We start from the raw sequence: 17,436 nt of genomic DNA, 5'->3' as shown, positions 1-17,436 counted from the left end.
AATGATTAAACAAAAGAGCTGCCCGAAAACGGGCATCTCCTTTTATAATTAGTTAAATATAAGATTATTTCCCGTATTGTTCATTATAATTTACCATCCAATGAACACCATATTTATCCTGAAAGCTTCCAAAATAGTCGCCCCAAAACTGGTCTTCAATTGGCATTTCTACATTTCCGCCTTCAGAAAGTCCTTTGAAAAGCCTGTCTGCCTCGTCTCTTGAATCCGGAAAAATAGAAACATAATTATTATTTCCTACGTTTAGCTTTTGGCCGAAGCTGGGAACGATATCGGAAGCCATTAAAAGGTCTCCTCCAATAGGCAATGCAATATGCATCACTCTGTTTTTTTCTTCTTCAGAAAGGTTTTCGGTGCCGGGAGCATTTCCCATTTTATGAACTTCGCCTACGAATTCTCCTCCAAAAACAGATTTGTAAAAGTTGAAAGCTTCTTCAGCTTTTCCATCGAAATTTAAGTACGGATTTAATTTTGCCATGATTTTTTAATTTTAATTGTTATTTATTGTTTTATTTAGACCACGAATAGTTTCACAAATAGCACCAATGTCCTGATGTGAAAAAATTGAATGTAATCTGTATTTTTATGTATTTAAAAATGTTTCTACTTCTTTTATCGTGAAGTTGACTAAATTTTCGTTGAGACTGCCATCAAAATCAGCCATCATATACACTCCATGTGTTGCAGGAAGGATCATTACCTGTGAATTCTCTACCAACCGCCACATCGCTATGGTATGTTCCGGTTTCATCACATCTTTATCTCCACTTATGAACAAGGTTGGGGACTCTATAGAACTCAGCACTTTATCATCCCAGTCTACAAAGGTTTGCATTCTCTTACTGTCTTTATCAAAGAAGTTTTCCAGTTTAGAAAAGTCAGGATTCAGATTTAAAAAATTGATTTTGAAAGGTTCAGGCATCGATTCAAAAGTGGCTTCCGCCATCATTTCAAAAAAGCCGTCCATCATTCCTTCTCTTTTATAAAACGCTGAGGCAACCACCAGCTTTTCTACTTTCCCCGGATGACGGTGTGCAATCTGCATGACTGTATTTCCGCCATTACTGAAGCCCCAGAATGAAGCTTTATCAATATTCAGTTCTGATAAAAGTGCAGCCACATCATCAGCATCCTGCTCAAATGTTTCAGGAATATCACGATGTTCACTTCTTCCATGATTCTGAAGATCTATTCCTATAAGCTGAAATTTGTTTTCCAGCCTTGTAATGACCTCTTTGAAATCATATAAAATAGAGGAACCGCCTCCATGAATCAAAACTACAGGCTTTCCGGAACCATAGATTTCATAATACAGCTGAATTCCGTTAACTCGCTTATATCCTTTTTCTACCGGGCTCATCATTAATAGGTAAGGTTTTCATCTACATCATATTTCATTCCCGGATAGTCTAAAACTCTTCGCATCAAACCGATTTGCCCACTGAGATAGTCTTCACGACCCATGCACATTCCTACAAAATTGAGTTTGGTTTCTTTAATAAAGGGAATATTCATTCCTATTTCAAAGATTTCATCCAATTCTTCGTCCGTTACTTCAAACAACTTCTGATATACTTTTGGAGAAATATCATGGAAGTTTTTCTTCAAATCGGCTAATGTTGGATAGGTATAACTTTCATCCAATGTTTTTCCCTGAAAAAACAGGTCATTATTAGGATCCTGATCCTGAAGACCTAATACCATTCCCAAACCATAACGCATATTCAAGAAGTTTCCTGCCATCCAAACGATATGATTGGTTTTGTTTTCAATTCTTTTGAGTGCATCTTCTTCCGAAATGCCATCCAAAACATTCACAAAGCTTTGGGTATGCATTCTATAAGCCGGAATAATGAGCTCCATTTTTTTTGATTTTGGTGTGTTCATTATTTTATTTTTTTATATTAATTAATGGTTAGAAAAACGCAAAGGCGCGAATAATTTGTAAACTCTATATTTTTTAAGGCGCAAAGATTTTATCTTCGATAAAATTGAGTAATGCAGATCTTTTCCCGGTATATTTTACAGATTTCATACGTTTTTAAGCCTCAATCATCTGCCTAATCTGCACCATCCCCGAAATAAAATAAAAAGTCAACAGTTTCTTTTATTATTCAGAGTACAGATTGAAGATCTGCGAACAAAGTTCAGAAGGGCAGTCTGGAATCTATTTTTCTTTCACAGATTTCCAAGGTTAATCAACTTCTTTGTGCTATTATTTTATCCCTCCCGGTTTTCCCAGAAGCCTACGGATATATCCAAGCTGTCCACTATGATAATTTTCGTGGAAACAAAGAGTTGCAATATCGCTGATCTGTTCAACAGGAAAGTGTCCAAGGCCAATCAGTTTCTCTTCTAATTTTTCTTGGGATTGTTTTAAGTAAGATTTCAGTTCATCAAAATTTACAAATTCATCTTTTCTTTCTAAAGCAATAGCTCCTCTGTTATACCCCGAAAATTTTTCGGCATCCCAAATCGATTCTCCGCCCAAAATATTCAGCAGACCATTTCTGATATAAATAAGATGCCCTAAGACCCAATTCATACAATTGCCTTCCCCATTAGGAAAAATCATTGACTCTTCATGGGTAATTCCTTCTGTATTAATCAAAATTACTTTATAGGTAATATTGATTTGATTTTTTACTAATTCTATTTCGTTTGACATGACTTCTATGTTGATATGAAAATAAAATTGGTTAGATATTGTCTGGAAACTGCGAAGGATCTGCATGCATTACTTCCCACTGATGACCATCAATATCTGCAAAAGCATTTTGATACATCCATCCGTGATCCATAGGCTCACTGTATTTGGAACCCCCATTTTCAATAGCTGTATTTACCATCTCATCTACTTCTTCTCTGCGCTCTACGCCAATAGCAAGAAGCACCTGTGTGGTATCTCCTTTTGCAAAAGGTCTATTGGTAAAGGTTTGAAAAAAATCTTCTTTCAGAAACATCGTGTAAATGTGATCTTCTTTCATCACCACACATACTGCTTTATCATCTGAAAACTGTTCGTTAATAGAAAAACCAAGCTTTGTCCAGAATGCTCTGGTTTTCTGTACGTCTTTTACAGGTAAATTGATATAGATTTGATTGATTTTCATTTTTAATAATTTTTGGTGTTAAACTTTTACCCAAAATTACCAAGGAGTAATGGAAATCAACTTGCCATAAGGCAAGATTTAAATTTTCTTAGGATGAGAGACCAATTCTTTACGAATTCTGCTCAGAGAAGTATCTGTCACTCCAAGATAAGAAGCAATCTGCTTCAAAGGGGCAAATTGTATAACCTTTGATTTTTGCTCCAACAAATTCAGATATCTTCTTGTCGCTGAAAGGGTGAACATTTCCACCGATCTTTGTTTATAATCAAAAAGTTCTTTAGACATCCATGCTCTTCCCCATTCTCTTAGGTTAGGAATTTTGTGAAAAAGCTCCTGGAAAGTATCATAATCCAGTTTCCAGCATTCGCAGTCGGTGATGCAGACAATATTTTCCTGTGTCGGAATCCTTTGAAACATGGAGAGAACCTCAATAATCACCTCATTTTCAACAAAAAAATGGGTAGTAACTTCATTTCCATTAAAATCATTAACAAATGAACGAGCCAATCCGCTATCCAGAATATAATATTCGTTTGCCATTTTTCCTTCCTCAAGGATAAACTCTCCTTTTTGAAAGGATGTTTTTTCATGAGCCTTAAATATTTCATCAAGTTCTTCCTGAAGAAAAAACGGAAAATCGTAACACACTTCTAGGGATTTATAGGTCATCAGGTCATTTTTTTAAGACTTTAAAATTAAAATTTTAAATTGAAATATCCATAACTTTAATTAAACAAAATGATTTATTTATGATTTAATACCACATATTTCACTGAATTTAAGATAAATTAGCAATATCACATATTTAAACAGAAGTTTAAGTACTGGAGAAAACCACCCTGTCAAATCGAAGATTTGCCCCTCCCCTCCAACTGAAGGGAATTGCTATACCATAGTGATCGTTGTTATAGAGAAGTTAAGATTTAAAATGAAGTTTCTCAGTAATTGGATTTGCTTCTTTCTTTAAAATAAAGAGAGCTGAATAGGTTTAGGAGGAGCAGGTTTCTGAGCATCATCCATCACTGTTTTTCCACCAAAACGCCATGAATTCTGACGTTCTTCTTCAATGACTTCCTGAATATCAAAATCGGGAGTAAAGTCTTTTTCAGCAGCAGCTACAATCTGATGAAGTTTATTCAAAGTATTCAGCTTATCTGAATTTCCAAGTTTTGATTTTTCTATTCCTTTTCTAAGAATACTAATGCTTTCATCATATACATTAATCGGAACCGGAAATGGGTGGCCATCTTTTCCTCCATGAGCAAAAGAAAATCTCGCAGGATCAGAAAATCTTGATGGTGCTCCGTGAATCACTTCACTTACCAGAGCTAAAGACTGCATCGTTCTAGGGCCTACTCCTTCCAGCATCAATAAATCTTCAAAATTTTGTGGTTGTTGCTCTCGGGTCATATACAAAAGAGCTCCCAACCGTTTAAGATCTACGTCAGAGGCCTGCACATCATGATGGGCAGGAAGAATTAATCTTGAAAAATCCTTCATCACGTCAATAGAATCTGTGTGGGAAATATCCAGGATTCCTTTTCTGTTTTCAGCAGCTTCGGAATCCGTAAGATTTAAAATTCGTCCTCTTGAAATCCCATTAATTCCGGTATGAGGTTCTTCCACAAAGGAAGTTATATTTGCGGAATGCCAATGGTAACGCCTTGCTGTTCCGTCAGAGTCATGCATTCCCTGCTGAATAACACTCCAGCTTCCATTGTCTGACAGGATAAAGTTATGCAGATACAACTGATATCCATCCTGAATAGCCGTATTATCTACTTTAGCGGATAACTTACTGGCTCTTACCAGCTCATTCCCATCCAAACCTGTTTTTTCAGCAATCTGAATAAGCTCTGATGGGGTTTCTCTGGAAAATTTTCCTTTTCCGCCACAGATATACAATCCCAACGACTGAGAATTGGGATTAATGGAACGTTTCAAAGCCCCCATTACTGAAGTAGTTATTCCTGAAGAATGCCAGTCCATTCCCATAACAGCTCCAAAACTCTGAAACCAAAATGGATCTGCTAACCGGCGAAGAACCTCATCTTTACCATAATCTGTAAGGATTGCTTCAACAATGGAAAGCCCAAGAATAGACATACGTTCATACAGCCATGGTGGTACTTTGCCATAGTGAAGAGGTAGATCTGCTGTTCCTGAACGTTTCATTTTCTATTGTAAAGAAACAAAGTTAGTCTTAATATTCTAAACAGATGATGATTTCAATCAAGTTAAAGAGGGAATGATTTATGATTTTCTATCATTCTTCATCAACAATAATAGATTGAGTACGATTGCTTTCTATTCTATTGAATGGAACTTTAAGGCTTCATGTTTGTGCTGATTGTATTTTTCATTGAAAATAATTTTATTTCCAAAAGGATCATGCACCGTAAATGCAACAGCATCATAGAATGTCTTTTCAAGTCCGGGGCGATTGTATTTATACTTTTTATCAATAAGTTCTTTATGGTATTCTGCCACACCTTCACCCCAGATAAAAATACTGCTTCCGGGACTTGCATCTCCGTAATGTTCGCTCAGATGAAGAATGATATTATCTTTTTTAACCTCTATATAAACAGGCATATCATCTTCAAAACGATGCTCCCAAGCTATTTCAAAGCCAAGCCAGTCAATATAAAATTCAAGGGTTTTCTGATAATCGAAGATTCTTAGGATAGGAATAATTTGTTCTGCTTTCATAATAATCAGGGATTGAATAGATTATTTTTAAGTTTTAGCTAAAGCCAGATGATTCTCTTTTTGATGAAAACGGACTAAAGACCGTTCCTATTGAATGATGTTACTTTTTTATTGATGGGAAAGAATATTAATAACTTTTCCAAATGGATCTTTTACAAAAAAGCGGCGCACTCCCCAGTCTTCATTAGTAATATCATAAACAATCCTAAACCCTGCTTTCTCCATTTTATCATACACTTCATCTATATTATCAACCTCTATAGACAAATCCGGAACTTCGGTCTCGTTACCACCCTGTTCAGCAAAACTAATCTGTACTTTAGCTTCTTCTTCAGTACCCAAAGTTTTGATCCAACCATGATCCATCAAAACATCCAGCTCTAAAATATCCTGATAAAAGAGATTCCCTTTTGTGAGATCATCTGTTTTTATATTGGCTACGATTCTTTTTACCATCTTTATTTTTTTAATAAAAAAGCTCTGTGAAAATACTTAAAATTTTCCAGAGCTTTATTAATCTTTATTTTAATCTATCTTTTTTAAAGTGAAGATGCTGCTTCTAAAATCAGCTGCGTAACTTCGTCAGGATGCGAAGCTAATGAAGCATGCCCTGCATCTAATGTGATTACCTTTTTAGGCTGAAGGCGTTCTGCCATTTCTTTTTCAGTTTCAGCAGGGATCATACGGTCATTTGATGATATTTGGTACCAACTTGGTTTTGTTTTCCATGCCGGTTCACCTGCTGTATCTCCGAAACACTGCCCATGAATAGGTTTTTGAGATAACGCCATCACCAAAGCTTTCTCATCATCCAAATCTTGGCAGAATGCGGATTTAAATTCATCATATTTAATCCATAAAAAACCTTTATTATCAGGATAAATACTTGCCCCACCCGGAGATTCTCTTCTTCCTAGTAAAGCCCCTAAACTATCACCAGCATCCGGAGCAAAGGCTGCTATATAGACTAACCCCACAACCTTGTCATGATTTCCGGCTCCTGAAATCACCGCACCTCCATAAGAATGTCCTACTAAAAGAACTTTCCCATCCTGAGCATCAATAAGGTCTTTTGTTTTTTCAATATCGTCCTGTAATGACGTAAGAGGATTCTGAACACTTCTTACTTTATAGCCTGCTTTTGTAAGGGAAGGAATAATGTATTGCCAGTGAGATCCGTCTCCCCAAGCTCCATGTACCAAAATAATGGTTAAATCTTTCTGTTCCATAATAATAAGTATTAAAATTTGATAATGGTAAAGCTACCAACAAAAATATCATTTGGCATTAACTTAAGTTAATTTACGATTCTGCTTCGGATTCTACTCAATGATTGTTCTGTAACGCCCAGATAACTGGCAATATGTTTCTGTGCTATTTTCTGAAAAAGCAGTGGTTCCTTTTTTAGAAGATTTAAATATCTGTTTTCCGGAGACAGGCATAGTAGGTCATCTATTCTTTTTTTGGCATCCAAATAAATTTTCTCGCTCATCACCCGTCCGAATTTCTGCCAATAAGCTTCTTTCTGATATAATGTTTGCAGATGCTCTTTGCTTAATAATAAAATCTCGCAATTTTCCAATGCCTGAATATTCATATTGGATACGGTATCACAAAGTATACTTTCATAATCAGTAAAGAATTCATTTTCAAAATAGAACCCAAAATTGATTTCACGTCCCTGATCATTGATATAAAAACATCTGATTGTTCCTTTTTTGATAAACCCCAAATACTTGCACTTTTCTCCCTCCTTCAGAAAGAAATCTGATTTTACAATATGGGTATCGTTAAGAAGGGCATAAAACTCATCAAAATGTTCCTGATCTACCTGAAACAGTTCTCCGTATTTTTCGTAATGATTTGATATCATATCATGATCTATTTAGAGGTCAAAAAAAGCCTTGCAAAATATATTCACAAGGCTTTCTACAAAAATTATTTCTACTATTGGTTTAATGCGGCAAGCGCTGCATCATAATTAGGTTCGTCAGCAATTTCTGAAACCTGCTCCGTGTAAACTACTTTATTGTTTTCATCTGTAACAATTACGGCACGGCTTAATAATCCTTTCAAAGGAGAATCTGTGATTGTTACTTCATAATCATCACCAAAGCTGCTTCTGAAATCTGAAAGAGTCTCAACGTTGTTCAATCCTTCAGCAGCACAGAATCTTCCTAATGCGAATGGAAGATCTTTTGAAACATTGATTACCACAGTATTTTCTAATTTTGAAGCTTCTTCATTGAATTTTCTGCTAGAAGCTGCACAAGTAGGAGTATCAATACTTGGGAAAATATTGAATACTTTTTTCTTTCCTCCAAAAGTTTCAAGAGTTTTCACAGCTAATCCTGAGTCTACCAATGCAAAATCTTTAACAGTAGTTCCTACTGCTGGTAATGTTCCTATAGTGTGTACTTCGTTTCCTTTTAAAGTGATTGTCGTTGACATAATATTTATTTTTTTAGTTTTTCAAATTTAATCAAAATAGAAAAGTTTCCTGTGAAATATAAGGTTAAATTAATCTTAAAGTAAAATTAAAAATGCTTTTATCTATCAATCAAGATTTTAAACAAAATTTTATTTATATTCGCGATCCTAAAAAATTAATAAACATGCGAAAAAAAATTACTCTTGTACTGTTCGGAGTACCTATTTTCGGTTTTTCCCAATCTGCAATAGGAAGTATTAATTCCGGAGCTGTTTCATCTGAGAATCTTGCTTATTCTGTTGGCGAAATCTACGTTATCCCGACAGATCCTGAACAAGCTAATTCCGGCACAATGGGAATCCTTTATCAATCGGTTTTACAAGTGCTGGGGGCATCTGAAATTCAAATAGAGAAAGAACAGGCTAAAATATATCCTAACCCGACTGCTGATTTCATTCATATTACATTAAGCTCAAGATCCAAGATTGAGGAAGCTGAAGTTTATGACCTTACAGGGAAACTTGTTTTAAAATCCAGACTGGAATCGGGAAAACTTGATTTGAGAACTCTTATTCCGGGAGTATACATGGTATCCTTCAAAAATCCTGATATCAAACCAGTTAAAATTATCAAAAAACCTTAAAAACTATTCAACATGAAAAAACTTTATACTTCCATAGGATTATGTCTTACGGCTTTATTTTGTGCACAGGTTCCACAAGCTTTCAGTTATCAGACCATTGCTTTCAATGCTTCAGGAGCTCCTGTTTCAAACGGGAATGTTTCTTTAAAAATAAGCATTCTGGAAAATGCCGCTACAGGGAATGTTTTATATAGTGAAACTCATAATAAAACAACCAACTCTAAAGGGCTTGTTAATCTTAATATCGGACAGGGAGCAGCAACAACAGGGAGTTTCGGGGCTATCAATTGGGGAAGCAATACAAAATTTGTAAAAGTAGAAATGGATCCGCAAGGAGGCTCTAATTATGTAAATGTTGGAGTTAATCAATTGATGAGTGTTCCTTATGCCCAGGTGAGTAAAACTGTTGTGACAGGTGCGGGACAAGGCATCACGCTGGTTTCTCCTAATGGTACTCACTATACCTTGAGTGTTGATAATTCAGGAAACCTAACTTTACCTACGACACCCAATTCTGATAATGTATTCCCTGCTGATTTATACATGTATGGGTCATACAATAACTTTAATGCTACGGCTGCTGAACAATTAAGAAATGTAAATAGTCAGAAAATCGGATATAAATATTTGTCTTCCAATACACAGGTTAAGTTCATCACTTCTCCTGCATCTTCAGCACAAGTGTATGGAGCAGATAATGGGTATTTAGTAACAAACGGCACCTATCTCACAGCTTCTTCCAATGGATTCTATTCTATTGGAATACAGAATTTCGGACTTGGTGGCATACGTTTTCAGCTTATGAATATAACACCAAAAATTACACCTAACTCCAGTAATCCATCTATTATCATTTCTCCTGCCACTTATAACCAGGCTACTCAGAAATTCTCAACAACAATAAGCGGCTTAACATCATCTAATTTCTCAGGATTCAAAATTAATTTACCAGCAAACGGATATGATGAATCCTTAGGGGATAATTTAAGTGACGGAAGTCTGGATATCGGAGGTGATCTGATTCAAATTCCCAACCTTAATTCTACTCCTAAAAACTTCAAGGTTGAATTTAATATCAATTTTAACGGAACCGGAGAATATACCATTGTTCAGATATAAAAATCAAAAGAAGCTTTTTGCTTCTTTTTTTATTTAAAAATTCCCTAAAAAAACAATCATATTTAGTAAATTTGTGGGACTTTAATTTCAAATAATAAATAACAGTATAATGTCAGAAAAATCAAAAATTTACTACACATTAACGGATGAAGCACCAATGCTGGCTACTCACTCGTTTTTACCTATTGTAAAAGCTTTCACTAAATCAGCAGATATCGAAATCGCTGTTCCGGATATTTCCCTGGCAGGCAGAATCTTAGCTAACTTCCCTGAATTCTTAAAGGATGATCAAAAAATTGGTGATGCTTTAGCTGAATTAGGAGAATTGGCAACTCAACCGGATGCTAACATCATCAAATTACCAAATATTTCTGCTTCTGTTCCTCAATTAGATGCAGCGATTGCTGAATTACAAGGAAAAGGTTTTGCAGTACCAAACTACCCTGCTGAACCTAAAAATGATGAAGAAAAAGCAATTAAAGCTAAATATGCTAAAGTATTAGGAAGTGCTGTAAACCCTGTATTAAGAGAAGGTAACTCTGACAGACGTGCTCCAAAAGCTGTTAAAAACTATGCAAAAGCTAATCCTCACAGAATGGGAGATTGGGCTTCTGACAGCAAAACTGATGTAGCTCACATGAACAATGGTGATTTCTACGGAACAGAAACTTCTACAACATTAGAAAACGCTACAAAATACAGAATCGTATTCAAAGGAAATGATGGTGCTGAAACAGTATTAAAAGATTTTGCCGGTCTTCAGGCTGGTGAGGTAATTGACTCTTCTGTAATGAACCTTAATGCTTTGAAAGTATTCGTTCAGGAAGCTATCGCAGAAGCTAAGAAAAGAAATGTACTTCTTTCGGCTCACCTTAAAGCTACCATGATGAAAATCTCTGATCCAATTATTTTTGGAGCTATCGTAGAAACTTTCTTCAAAGAAGTATTCACTAAATATGCTGAGACTTTCAAGTCTTTAGATATTAATCCAAATAACGGTCTTGCTGATCTTTTTGAAAAAATCAAAGGAAATGCACAGGAGGCTGACATCAAAGCTGATATTGAAAAAGCATTAGCTGAAGGGCCAAGAGTGGCAATGGTAAATTCTGATAAAGGAATTACTAACTTCCACGTTCCTTCTGATATTATTGTTGACGCATCTATGGCTGCTCTTGTAAGAGGCGGAGGTAAAATGTGGAACAAAGACGGAAACGAAGAAGATACTGTTTGTATCATTCCAGACCGTTCTTATGCAGGTTTCTATCAGTCTGTAATTGATGATATGAAAGCACATGGAAAATTAGACCCAACAACTATGGGATCCGTTCCAAACGTTGGTTTAATGGCTCAAAAAGCTGAAGAATATGGTTCTCACGATAAAACATTCCAATTATCTGCTGACGGAACTGTAGAGGTTCAGGACGAAGCAGGAAATGTTCTTCTTTCTCAAAAAGTAGAAAAGAATGATATTTTCAGAATGTGTCAAACAAAAGATGCTCCTATCCAAGACTGGGTGAAATTGGCTGTCAACAGATCAAGACTTTCTGATACTCCTGCGATCTTCTGGTTAGATAAAGGAAGAGCTCACGATAGAGAAATCATCAAAAAAGTAGAAAAATATCTTGCTGATCACGATACAACAGGTCTTGACATCAGAATTCTTGATGTAAAAGATGCTATGACTGAAACTTTAAAAAGAGCAAGAGAAGGAAAAGATACAATTTCTGTTTCAGGAAACGTATTGAGAGATTATTTAACTGACCTTTTCCCAATCCTTGAATTGGGTACTTCTGCAAAAATGCTTTCTATTGTTCCATTAATGAATGGTGGTGGTTTATTTGAAACAGGTGCTGGAGGTTCTGCTCCAAAACACGTTGAGCAATTCTTAGAAGAAGGGTATTTAAGATGGGATTCTTTAGGAGAATTCTTAGCATTACAAGCTTCTTTAGAGCATTTAGCACAAACTCAAGGGAATACAAAATCTCAGGTGTTAGCAGATGCATTGGATGAAGCTAACGCTAAATTCTTAGCTACGGATAAATCTCCTGCAAGAAAAGTAGGTCAGATCGACAACAGAGGTTCTCACTTCTATTTAGCAATGTATTGGGCTGAAGCTTTAGCTAACCAAACTGCTGATGCTGAATTAGCCGCTCAGTTTGCTCCGGTTGCTGCTGCCATGAAGGAAAACGAAGAAGTAATCAATGCTGAATTAATCGGTGCTCAAGGTAAACCTCAAAATATCGAAGGATACTACAAAACGGATACGTATAAAACGTATGCTGCAATGAGACCTAGCACTGTTTTAAATGAAATTATTGACGGAATCTAATCTTTAGAGACTCAATTCATCATACAAAAACCTCGCAATTTGCGAGGTTTTTTGATTTTAGCAGTACTCCACTCTATTTTTTGTGATTTTTTCTATATTTACAAGAATAAAACTCATTATTACGAAAGACTCACTTCTTCTTTTATTAACTTTTCTGTTAGTTTTATCCTGTAAACAAAGTACAAAAACAGATCAAAGTGAAAAGACAGAAACCACCCGCATCACTTTATAAACACTGCCTAATACATCCCGAAAATTATTTTTCTGGGATTTTTTTTTAACTTTCACCTCGTAAAATTCATTTTTCACCCACCTTTTTGTCCGGTTCAGCCTTTTTCTCATTTCAGAGCCCATTCTGCTCACTTACTTTTGAACCATAAAACAGAAAATAATACTCATTATGAATACCGTAAAGAAAAAAAGAAATCCCATTGCGATTGCCTTTCTTGGGATTTTAGGGATCTTTGGTGGATTGCAGCTATTCAGCCAGCCCCTCGAAGGAAAACCGGTTACAGGAAAAATTGAAGCTCCCAAAGAAGTTATTGCTATTCTTGAAAACTCATGCTTTAGCTGCCATTCTAATCAACAGAACCTTAGTTGGTATGACAAAATAGCTCCTATTTCATGGGCTGTAAATAAAGATGTGAAAAGAGCAAGAGAAGTCCTTAATTTTTCAGAATGGGAGAAGCTTTCTCCAGCCGAACACAAAGGAAAAATGTATGCTATTCTGAATATGATACAAAGCGGAAAAATGCCTCTCCATGAATATACAATCCTCCACCCTTCTGCCAAGATTACCCAAAAGGATATTGAAACTGTAAAAAAATATACGCTTTCTCTATCTGCAGCTAATATTCCTGTAAAAAATAAGGAAATAATCCCAATACCTCAGGCAATTGTCACTTCTAATAATAAATTTCCTGTCTCACCTAACGGTGTTCAATACACTGATGATTTCAAGAACTGGAAAGTTATTAGCATGAGTACTCTTTTCGATAATTCTATTCGGGTTATTTATGGAAATGACATTGCTGTAAAGGCCATTGAAACAGAAAATTTTCACCCGTGGCCGGATGGCAGCATTGTAGTAAAATCTGTATGGAAACAGCAAGAGCTATCTAATGGAGAAATCAGAGCAGGAGAATTCATTAATGCTCAGTTTATGGTAAAAGATACCGAAAAATATACAGATACTGAAGGTTGGGGATTTGCCAAGTTTTCAGGGAAAGACCTTCACCCTACCGGCAAAAGCGAATCTTTTGCTAAAGAATCCTGCATTGCCTGCCACAGGCAGTTGGCAGAAAAAACAGGCTATCTTTTTGATGTCCCCATGAAAGTAAATACCCAAAGACTTATTCAAAATCTACAAAAAAAATGAAAAATACAATAGTGATCCTACTGGTAAGTTTTATATCACTTACTTCGTGCAGCAAGAAAAACAATGATAACAATAACGGGTTGATGAGAGTGGTTTTTGATCCAGGTCATCTTCAGTTTATTTCTACCTCTTTAAATCCTAAGAACAAAACCATGTCTGCATTATATGGCAATGAAAAAGCTTTAGAATCTTTGTCAAAAGCAAGCAATACACCTGATGCAGGATCTTTAATGAAACTGGTTACATGGCGTTATCATGACAATCCGCAATATATCGGAGGGACAATTACAGGTGAATTAGTCAGTATTGAAACGATTCAAACAGATACTACAGGAAATGTTTCTTATGAAATACAAAATACAGCCGTAAAGAGTACTTCTTTCAATAAAGAAGAAAGAATACATTATTTTATGAGCTATCTCCCGGTTAGCAGACCTTAAAACAAAAGATATATAATCATTTTGCAATAAAAAGCATTAATTTAACCTTCTTAAATCTACTGTCCTGATGCAGCAGCAAAAAATAAGAATTTCACTAGCCATTATCTGGATAAGTTCCATTTTTCTTGGGATTTTATCATCTGTACCTCAGCTCGCTTCCCATGAATTCAACTGGAAGGAAGCCATTGTAAATTCAGCTATCACTGCTGCATTTTCAGTAATCATGTGGTATGTCAATATCTATATGTTGAATCGTACAGTGAAACGGAGACAACATATTTCCTACTCAAGGCTATTGGTAGTGTTGGCGTTTGGAATGGTTATTATGTTCGGATTAGCATGGATTCAGCAGCTGATCCTTTCGCATATCAATTTTGGCCCTGTGATGCTGATGGTGGAAGTACGCGGAATTCTTATCAATTTGGTGTGTTATATGTTTTTAACGCTTTTGCAGAATAATTATACCGGCCAGCAGGTAGAACTGGAACTGGAAAAAGTAAAAAGCGACAATCTTGGCGCTCAATACGAATTACTGAAACAACAGATCAATCCACATTTCCTTTTCAACAGCCTGAATACGTTGAAATCTATGGCTGAAACCCATGACGAAGAAACTGTTGATTTCATTGTAAAGCTTTCTGATTTTTACCGCTTCACTCTCGAAAGCAGAAAACTGGATCTCATCAACATCCAGGAAGAAATGAAAATTGTAGATGCTTATCTCTTCCTCCAAAAAGCACGTTTTGGCGATGGCATAGCCTTTACTCAGGAACTTGATAAAAAAACGTTTCAAACTTTAGTTCCGCCATTTACTCTTCAGCTGTTGGTTGAAAACTGCATCAAACATAATATCGTTTCACAAAGCAAGCCTCTTCACATTAAAATATATAACACTGAAAAACATATCATTATTGAAAACCCTGTTCAACGTAAACTTAGCAGAGAAGATTCCCTGGGAGTAGGCCTTGACAATATTAAAATGCGCTACAAGCATTTACTGGAGCAGGATATTATTATTCATTCAGACGAAAAAACATTTCAGATAAAACTACCATTGATCCATGAATATCATCATCATTGAAGACGAATTCAGAGCGGCAAAGTCCCTGCAGAATTTAATATCAGACCTTAAACCGGACTCAAAGATACTGGGAGTCTATGACAGCATTGAAGGCAGTATAGAAGCATTATCAAACGGTATAAAACCAGACCTCATCTTTATGGACATCCAACTTTCAGATGGTCTTTCGTTTGAAATATTCAATGCTGTGGACATTACATGCCCTGTGATTTTCTGTACAGCTTTTGACCAATACATGCTGGATGCTTTTAAAAGTAAAGGAGTGGATTATATATTGAAACCATTTTCCAGAGAAGACATTGCAGAAGCTTTGAAAAAGGTTGATGATTTAAAGAGTTTCTTTCAGAACAATGAACTTCCTGACCTGAATGCACTTTTACAGAGAATCAACCAACCACAAGGAAAAACCAGCTTCCTGGTATTCAAAAATCAGAAATACACTACTGTACCTACTGAAGATATCGCCTATTTTTATATCCATAATGAAATTACGCACCTTGTTACATTTTCTAAAGAACAGTTTCCGCTTACCCAGCCACTTGGGCAGATTGCAGAACAGGTATCTGACAAGCAATTCTTCAGGGTTAACAGGCAATATCTTGTTAATTTTAAAGCAATTAAGGAAATGGAACACTATTTTCAACGTAAAATTCTGGTAAAACTTATCATTGAAACTCCTGAAAAGCTTTTAATCAATAAAGAAAAAACGCATAGCTTTTTCACGTGGCTGGAGAATAGATAATCCTCTTTTCCTTATTAAAAATCAATCATTGCAGCTCTTACAATAGAGTTGCAATTTTTATTTTCCAGCCTATACAAAAATATTCTTCTTTTCATTTTCCGGGTTCGCCCCTCAATTTGTCTGATTCAGCTATTTTGACATTTCTTTGAGTCTCAACAGTATCTACTTTTGATTCAAATTAAAAGATATGATACTAAAAAATGTAATTACAACCGGGGTTTTAACCTTATCATTATTTTCTGCTTTTGCCTTCGTACAAAAAGATGGGAAAGAAGAGGTAAAACAGAATCCAGCCACAGCAGACAATGGCTTCGCCGTTTTGGAACTTTTTACATCGGAGGGCTGCTCAAGCTGTCCACCTGCCGATGAGCTGATGGGAAAGATTGAAAAAGAGTATAAAAATAAAAACGTTTATATCTTATCCTATCATGTTGATTATTGGAATCGCTTAGGATGGAAAGACCGATTCAGTTCTGCAGAAAATTCTCAACACCAACAACTGTACAGTCATCTTCTAAATTCCCAGGTGTATACTCCCCAATTAGTTGTCAATGGAAAAACTGAGTTTGTGGGTTCTGATGAAAATGCAGTCAACAAAGCACTTCAAACAGCATTATCGGGTTCTCAAAATACCAACATCAGTCTTTCTGCAAAGGTGGCTCAAAATGAAATCCAGGTACAATATGATGGGACTACCACAACTTCTCAAAACATGCTTTTGGTAACCTTGGTTGAGAAACAATCTTCTACCGATGTGGGCAAGGGTGAAAATGAAGGCCACCATTTACAACATTGGCAAATCGTGCATCAACAGAACTCAATAGCCTTCAATACACAGCAAGAGGGAATAACTATATTTCAAGTTCCACAATCATTTTCTAAGGAGAACTGGGAAGTGATAGCATTTATCCAGAATTCGAAAACAGGAGAAATTTCCGGATCAGCAAAATTCAATTTCAATTCAGTACAATAATATTTAAAACAATACAACAATGAAAACAAGAACAACAAAAATCATTTATTGGTCGGGAGTAATTTTTATGTCATTATGGTTTGGAGCCAGCGGCTTCTTTGAACTTACTAAAAACCCTGTAGTATGGGATATTACCCGTCAATTAGGCTATCCGCCACATTTCATTTATATTTTAGGAGTATTTAAACTATCAGGTATTGCAGTCCTTCTGCTTCCCAATACATTATTAAGGCTTAAAGAATGGGTTTTTGCAGGAATGTTCTTTGATATCATCTTTGCCTTTTTCTCCAAAATTGTGGTGCTTGGCTTTCCTGCAACGGTAGATGCCATCATTGCTTTCTCTGTTCTTACCCTCACGTATCTCATGTTCAGAAAATTATATTCTTCAGAACTGATAGTGGGTAAGCTTTAAGCTTTGGCTAAAGCCGGATACATGAATCATAATAACGAGAGCGGG

At 35.9% G+C, this 17,436-nt stretch carries 21 protein-coding genes; 9 read left to right on the top strand and 12 right to left on the bottom strand.

Translation table 11 applies throughout. The features are described from left to right. Positions 1–64: 64 nt before the first annotated feature. The 12 genes from GTR01_RS09665 to tpx form a co-directional block, all read right to left on the bottom strand. On the bottom strand, positions 65–496 hold the full coding sequence (locus GTR01_RS09665; RefSeq protein ID WP_160137632.1) for a VOC family protein: 432 nt from the start codon (positions 494–496) through the stop codon (positions 65–67). A gap of 105 nt (positions 497–601) precedes the next feature. Beyond that, entirely contained in the window at positions 602–1,381 is a 780-nt protein-coding gene (locus tag GTR01_RS09660) for an alpha/beta fold hydrolase (RefSeq protein WP_228452202.1), read from the bottom strand. Further along, positions 1,381–1,905 (bottom strand): DinB family protein, encoded by a 525-nt coding sequence (locus tag GTR01_RS09655; RefSeq protein ID WP_160137631.1) that lies wholly within the window; start codon positions 1,903–1,905, stop codon positions 1,381–1,383. Before GTR01_RS09655 ends, GTR01_RS09660 begins: the two co-directional genes overlap by 1 nt. Positions 1,906–2,233: 328 nt before the next feature. Next, a complete protein-coding gene (locus GTR01_RS09650) occupies positions 2,234–2,686 on the bottom strand; it encodes a hypothetical protein (RefSeq protein ID WP_228452201.1) in 453 nt (150 codons plus the stop codon). A 31-nt stretch (positions 2,687–2,717) separates the two neighbouring features. Beyond that, positions 2,718–3,131, bottom strand: a complete 414-nt coding sequence (locus GTR01_RS09645) for a VOC family protein (RefSeq protein WP_160137630.1) — start codon at positions 3,129–3,131, stop codon at positions 2,718–2,720. Between the two features lie 78 nt (positions 3,132–3,209). Then, positions 3,210–3,800, bottom strand: a complete 591-nt coding sequence (locus GTR01_RS09640) for a Crp/Fnr family transcriptional regulator (RefSeq protein ID WP_160137629.1) — start codon at positions 3,798–3,800, stop codon at positions 3,210–3,212. Positions 3,801–4,094: 294 nt separating this feature from the next. Then, the gene (locus tag GTR01_RS09635; protein ID WP_160137628.1) at positions 4,095–5,306 is read right to left on the bottom strand and encodes a DUF763 domain-containing protein; all 1,212 of its coding nucleotides are present in this window, start codon (positions 5,304–5,306) and stop codon (positions 4,095–4,097) included. Between the two features lie 132 nt (positions 5,307–5,438). Next, the gene (locus GTR01_RS09630; RefSeq protein ID WP_160137627.1) at positions 5,439–5,843 is read right to left on the bottom strand and encodes a glyoxalase superfamily protein; all 405 of its coding nucleotides are present in this window, start codon (positions 5,841–5,843) and stop codon (positions 5,439–5,441) included. 108 nt (positions 5,844–5,951) lie between these two features. Then, positions 5,952–6,299, bottom strand: a complete 348-nt coding sequence (locus GTR01_RS09625) for a VOC family protein (protein WP_160137626.1) — start codon at positions 6,297–6,299, stop codon at positions 5,952–5,954. Positions 6,300–6,382: 83 nt separating this feature from the next. Then, positions 6,383–7,072, bottom strand: coding sequence for an alpha/beta hydrolase (locus GTR01_RS09620; RefSeq protein ID WP_160137625.1), 690 nt, complete (start codon positions 7,070–7,072; stop codon positions 6,383–6,385). Positions 7,073–7,140: 68 nt separating this feature from the next. Next, positions 7,141–7,716 carry a Crp/Fnr family transcriptional regulator gene (locus GTR01_RS09615; RefSeq protein WP_160137624.1) on the bottom strand — a complete coding sequence of 192 codons (576 nt, stop codon included), beginning with the start codon at positions 7,714–7,716 and terminating at the stop codon, positions 7,141–7,143. 74 nt (positions 7,717–7,790) lie between these two features. After that, entirely contained in the window at positions 7,791–8,294 is a 504-nt protein-coding gene (gene tpx / locus GTR01_RS09610) for a thiol peroxidase (RefSeq protein WP_160137623.1), read from the bottom strand. Between the two features lie 164 nt (positions 8,295–8,458). On the opposite strand from tpx, the gene GTR01_RS09605 reads away from it, so the two are divergent. From GTR01_RS09605 to GTR01_RS09565, 9 genes are all read left to right on the top strand, one after another. Beyond that, on the top strand, positions 8,459–8,917 hold the full coding sequence (locus GTR01_RS09605) for a T9SS type A sorting domain-containing protein (protein ID WP_160137622.1): 459 nt from the start codon (positions 8,459–8,461) through the stop codon (positions 8,915–8,917). Positions 8,918–8,929: 12 nt separating this feature from the next. Next, complete coding sequence (locus GTR01_RS09600) at positions 8,930–10,036, top strand: hypothetical protein (RefSeq protein WP_160137621.1); 1,107 nt, start codon at positions 8,930–8,932, stop codon at positions 10,034–10,036. A gap of 109 nt (positions 10,037–10,145) precedes the next feature. Then, a complete protein-coding gene (locus GTR01_RS09595) occupies positions 10,146–12,365 on the top strand; it encodes an NADP-dependent isocitrate dehydrogenase (RefSeq protein WP_160137620.1) in 2,220 nt (739 codons plus the stop codon). 400 nt (positions 12,366–12,765) lie between these two features. Further along, complete coding sequence (locus GTR01_RS09590; RefSeq protein ID WP_160137619.1) at positions 12,766–13,743, top strand: heme-binding domain-containing protein; 978 nt, start codon at positions 12,766–12,768, stop codon at positions 13,741–13,743. Then, the gene (locus GTR01_RS09585) at positions 13,740–14,183 is read left to right on the top strand and encodes a hypothetical protein (RefSeq protein ID WP_160137618.1); all 444 of its coding nucleotides are present in this window, start codon (positions 13,740–13,742) and stop codon (positions 14,181–14,183) included. The genes GTR01_RS09590 and GTR01_RS09585 overlap by 4 nt, the downstream gene beginning before the upstream one ends. A gap of 67 nt (positions 14,184–14,250) precedes the next feature. Then, entirely contained in the window at positions 14,251–15,264 is a 1,014-nt protein-coding gene (locus GTR01_RS09580) for a sensor histidine kinase (protein WP_160137617.1), read from the top strand. After that, the gene (locus GTR01_RS09575) at positions 15,245–16,006 is read left to right on the top strand and encodes a LytR/AlgR family response regulator transcription factor (RefSeq protein WP_160137616.1); all 762 of its coding nucleotides are present in this window, start codon (positions 15,245–15,247) and stop codon (positions 16,004–16,006) included. Before GTR01_RS09580 ends, GTR01_RS09575 begins: the two co-directional genes overlap by 20 nt. 187 nt (positions 16,007–16,193) lie before the next feature. Further along, positions 16,194–16,979, top strand: coding sequence for a DUF1223 domain-containing protein (locus GTR01_RS09570; RefSeq protein ID WP_160137615.1), 786 nt, complete (start codon positions 16,194–16,196; stop codon positions 16,977–16,979). Between the two features lie 19 nt (positions 16,980–16,998). Beyond that, positions 16,999–17,391 carry a DoxX family protein gene (locus GTR01_RS09565; RefSeq protein WP_160137614.1) on the top strand — a complete coding sequence of 131 codons (393 nt, stop codon included), beginning with the start codon at positions 16,999–17,001 and terminating at the stop codon, positions 17,389–17,391. Positions 17,392–17,436 lie beyond the last annotated feature (45 nt).

Source organism: Chryseobacterium sp. c4a (genome assembly GCF_009900745.1).
In the GTDB taxonomy this organism is placed as follows: Bacteria; Bacteroidota; Bacteroidia; order Flavobacteriales; family Weeksellaceae; genus Chryseobacterium.
Note: the sequence above shows the minus strand (reverse complement) of the source record. Positions and strands in the feature narration are given on the sequence as shown.

Bases quoted from the DNA above. Each gene is read 5' to 3' on its own strand.
- GTR01_RS09615 (WP_160137624.1), bottom strand. From the start codon at position 7,716: ATGATATCAAATCATTACGAAAAATACGGAGAACTGTTTCAGGTAGAT.
- GTR01_RS09635 (WP_160137628.1), bottom strand. From the start codon at position 5,306: ATGAAACGTTCAGGAACAGCAGATCTACCTCTTCACTATGGCAAAGTA.
- GTR01_RS09620 (WP_160137625.1), bottom strand. From the start codon at position 7,072: ATGGAACAGAAAGATTTAACCATTATTTTGGTACATGGAGCTTGGGGA.
- GTR01_RS09660 (WP_228452202.1), bottom strand. From the start codon at position 1,381: ATGATGAGCCCGGTAGAAAAAGGATATAAGCGAGTTAACGGAATTCAG.
- GTR01_RS09595 (WP_160137620.1), top strand. From the start codon at position 10,146: ATGTCAGAAAAATCAAAAATTTACTACACATTAACGGATGAAGCACCA.
- GTR01_RS09630 (WP_160137627.1), bottom strand. From the start codon at position 5,843: ATGAAAGCAGAACAAATTATTCCTATCCTAAGAATCTTCGATTATCAG.
- GTR01_RS09565 (WP_160137614.1), top strand. From the start codon at position 16,999: ATGAAAACAAGAACAACAAAAATCATTTATTGGTCGGGAGTAATTTTT.
- GTR01_RS09580 (WP_160137617.1), top strand. From the start codon at position 14,251: ATGCAGCAGCAAAAAATAAGAATTTCACTAGCCATTATCTGGATAAGT.
- GTR01_RS09590 (WP_160137619.1), top strand. From the start codon at position 12,766: ATGAATACCGTAAAGAAAAAAAGAAATCCCATTGCGATTGCCTTTCTT.
- GTR01_RS09645 (WP_160137630.1), bottom strand. From the start codon at position 3,131: ATGAAAATCAATCAAATCTATATCAATTTACCTGTAAAAGACGTACAG.
- GTR01_RS09575 (WP_160137616.1), top strand. From the start codon at position 15,245: ATGAATATCATCATCATTGAAGACGAATTCAGAGCGGCAAAGTCCCTG.
- GTR01_RS09625 (WP_160137626.1), bottom strand. From the start codon at position 6,299: ATGGTAAAAAGAATCGTAGCCAATATAAAAACAGATGATCTCACAAAA.
- GTR01_RS09585 (WP_160137618.1), top strand. From the start codon at position 13,740: ATGAAAAATACAATAGTGATCCTACTGGTAAGTTTTATATCACTTACT.
- GTR01_RS09570 (WP_160137615.1), top strand. From the start codon at position 16,194: ATGATACTAAAAAATGTAATTACAACCGGGGTTTTAACCTTATCATTA.
- GTR01_RS09650 (WP_228452201.1), bottom strand. From the start codon at position 2,686: ATGTCAAACGAAATAGAATTAGTAAAAAATCAAATCAATATTACCTAT.
- GTR01_RS09655 (WP_160137631.1), bottom strand. From the start codon at position 1,905: ATGAACACACCAAAATCAAAAAAAATGGAGCTCATTATTCCGGCTTAT.
- GTR01_RS09665 (WP_160137632.1), bottom strand. From the start codon at position 496: ATGGCAAAATTAAATCCGTACTTAAATTTCGATGGAAAAGCTGAAGAA.
- GTR01_RS09600 (WP_160137621.1), top strand. From the start codon at position 8,930: ATGAAAAAACTTTATACTTCCATAGGATTATGTCTTACGGCTTTATTT.
- GTR01_RS09605 (WP_160137622.1), top strand. From the start codon at position 8,459: ATGCGAAAAAAAATTACTCTTGTACTGTTCGGAGTACCTATTTTCGGT.
- GTR01_RS09640 (WP_160137629.1), bottom strand. From the start codon at position 3,800: ATGACCTATAAATCCCTAGAAGTGTGTTACGATTTTCCGTTTTTTCTT.
- tpx (WP_160137623.1), bottom strand. From the start codon at position 8,294: ATGTCAACGACAATCACTTTAAAAGGAAACGAAGTACACACTATAGGA.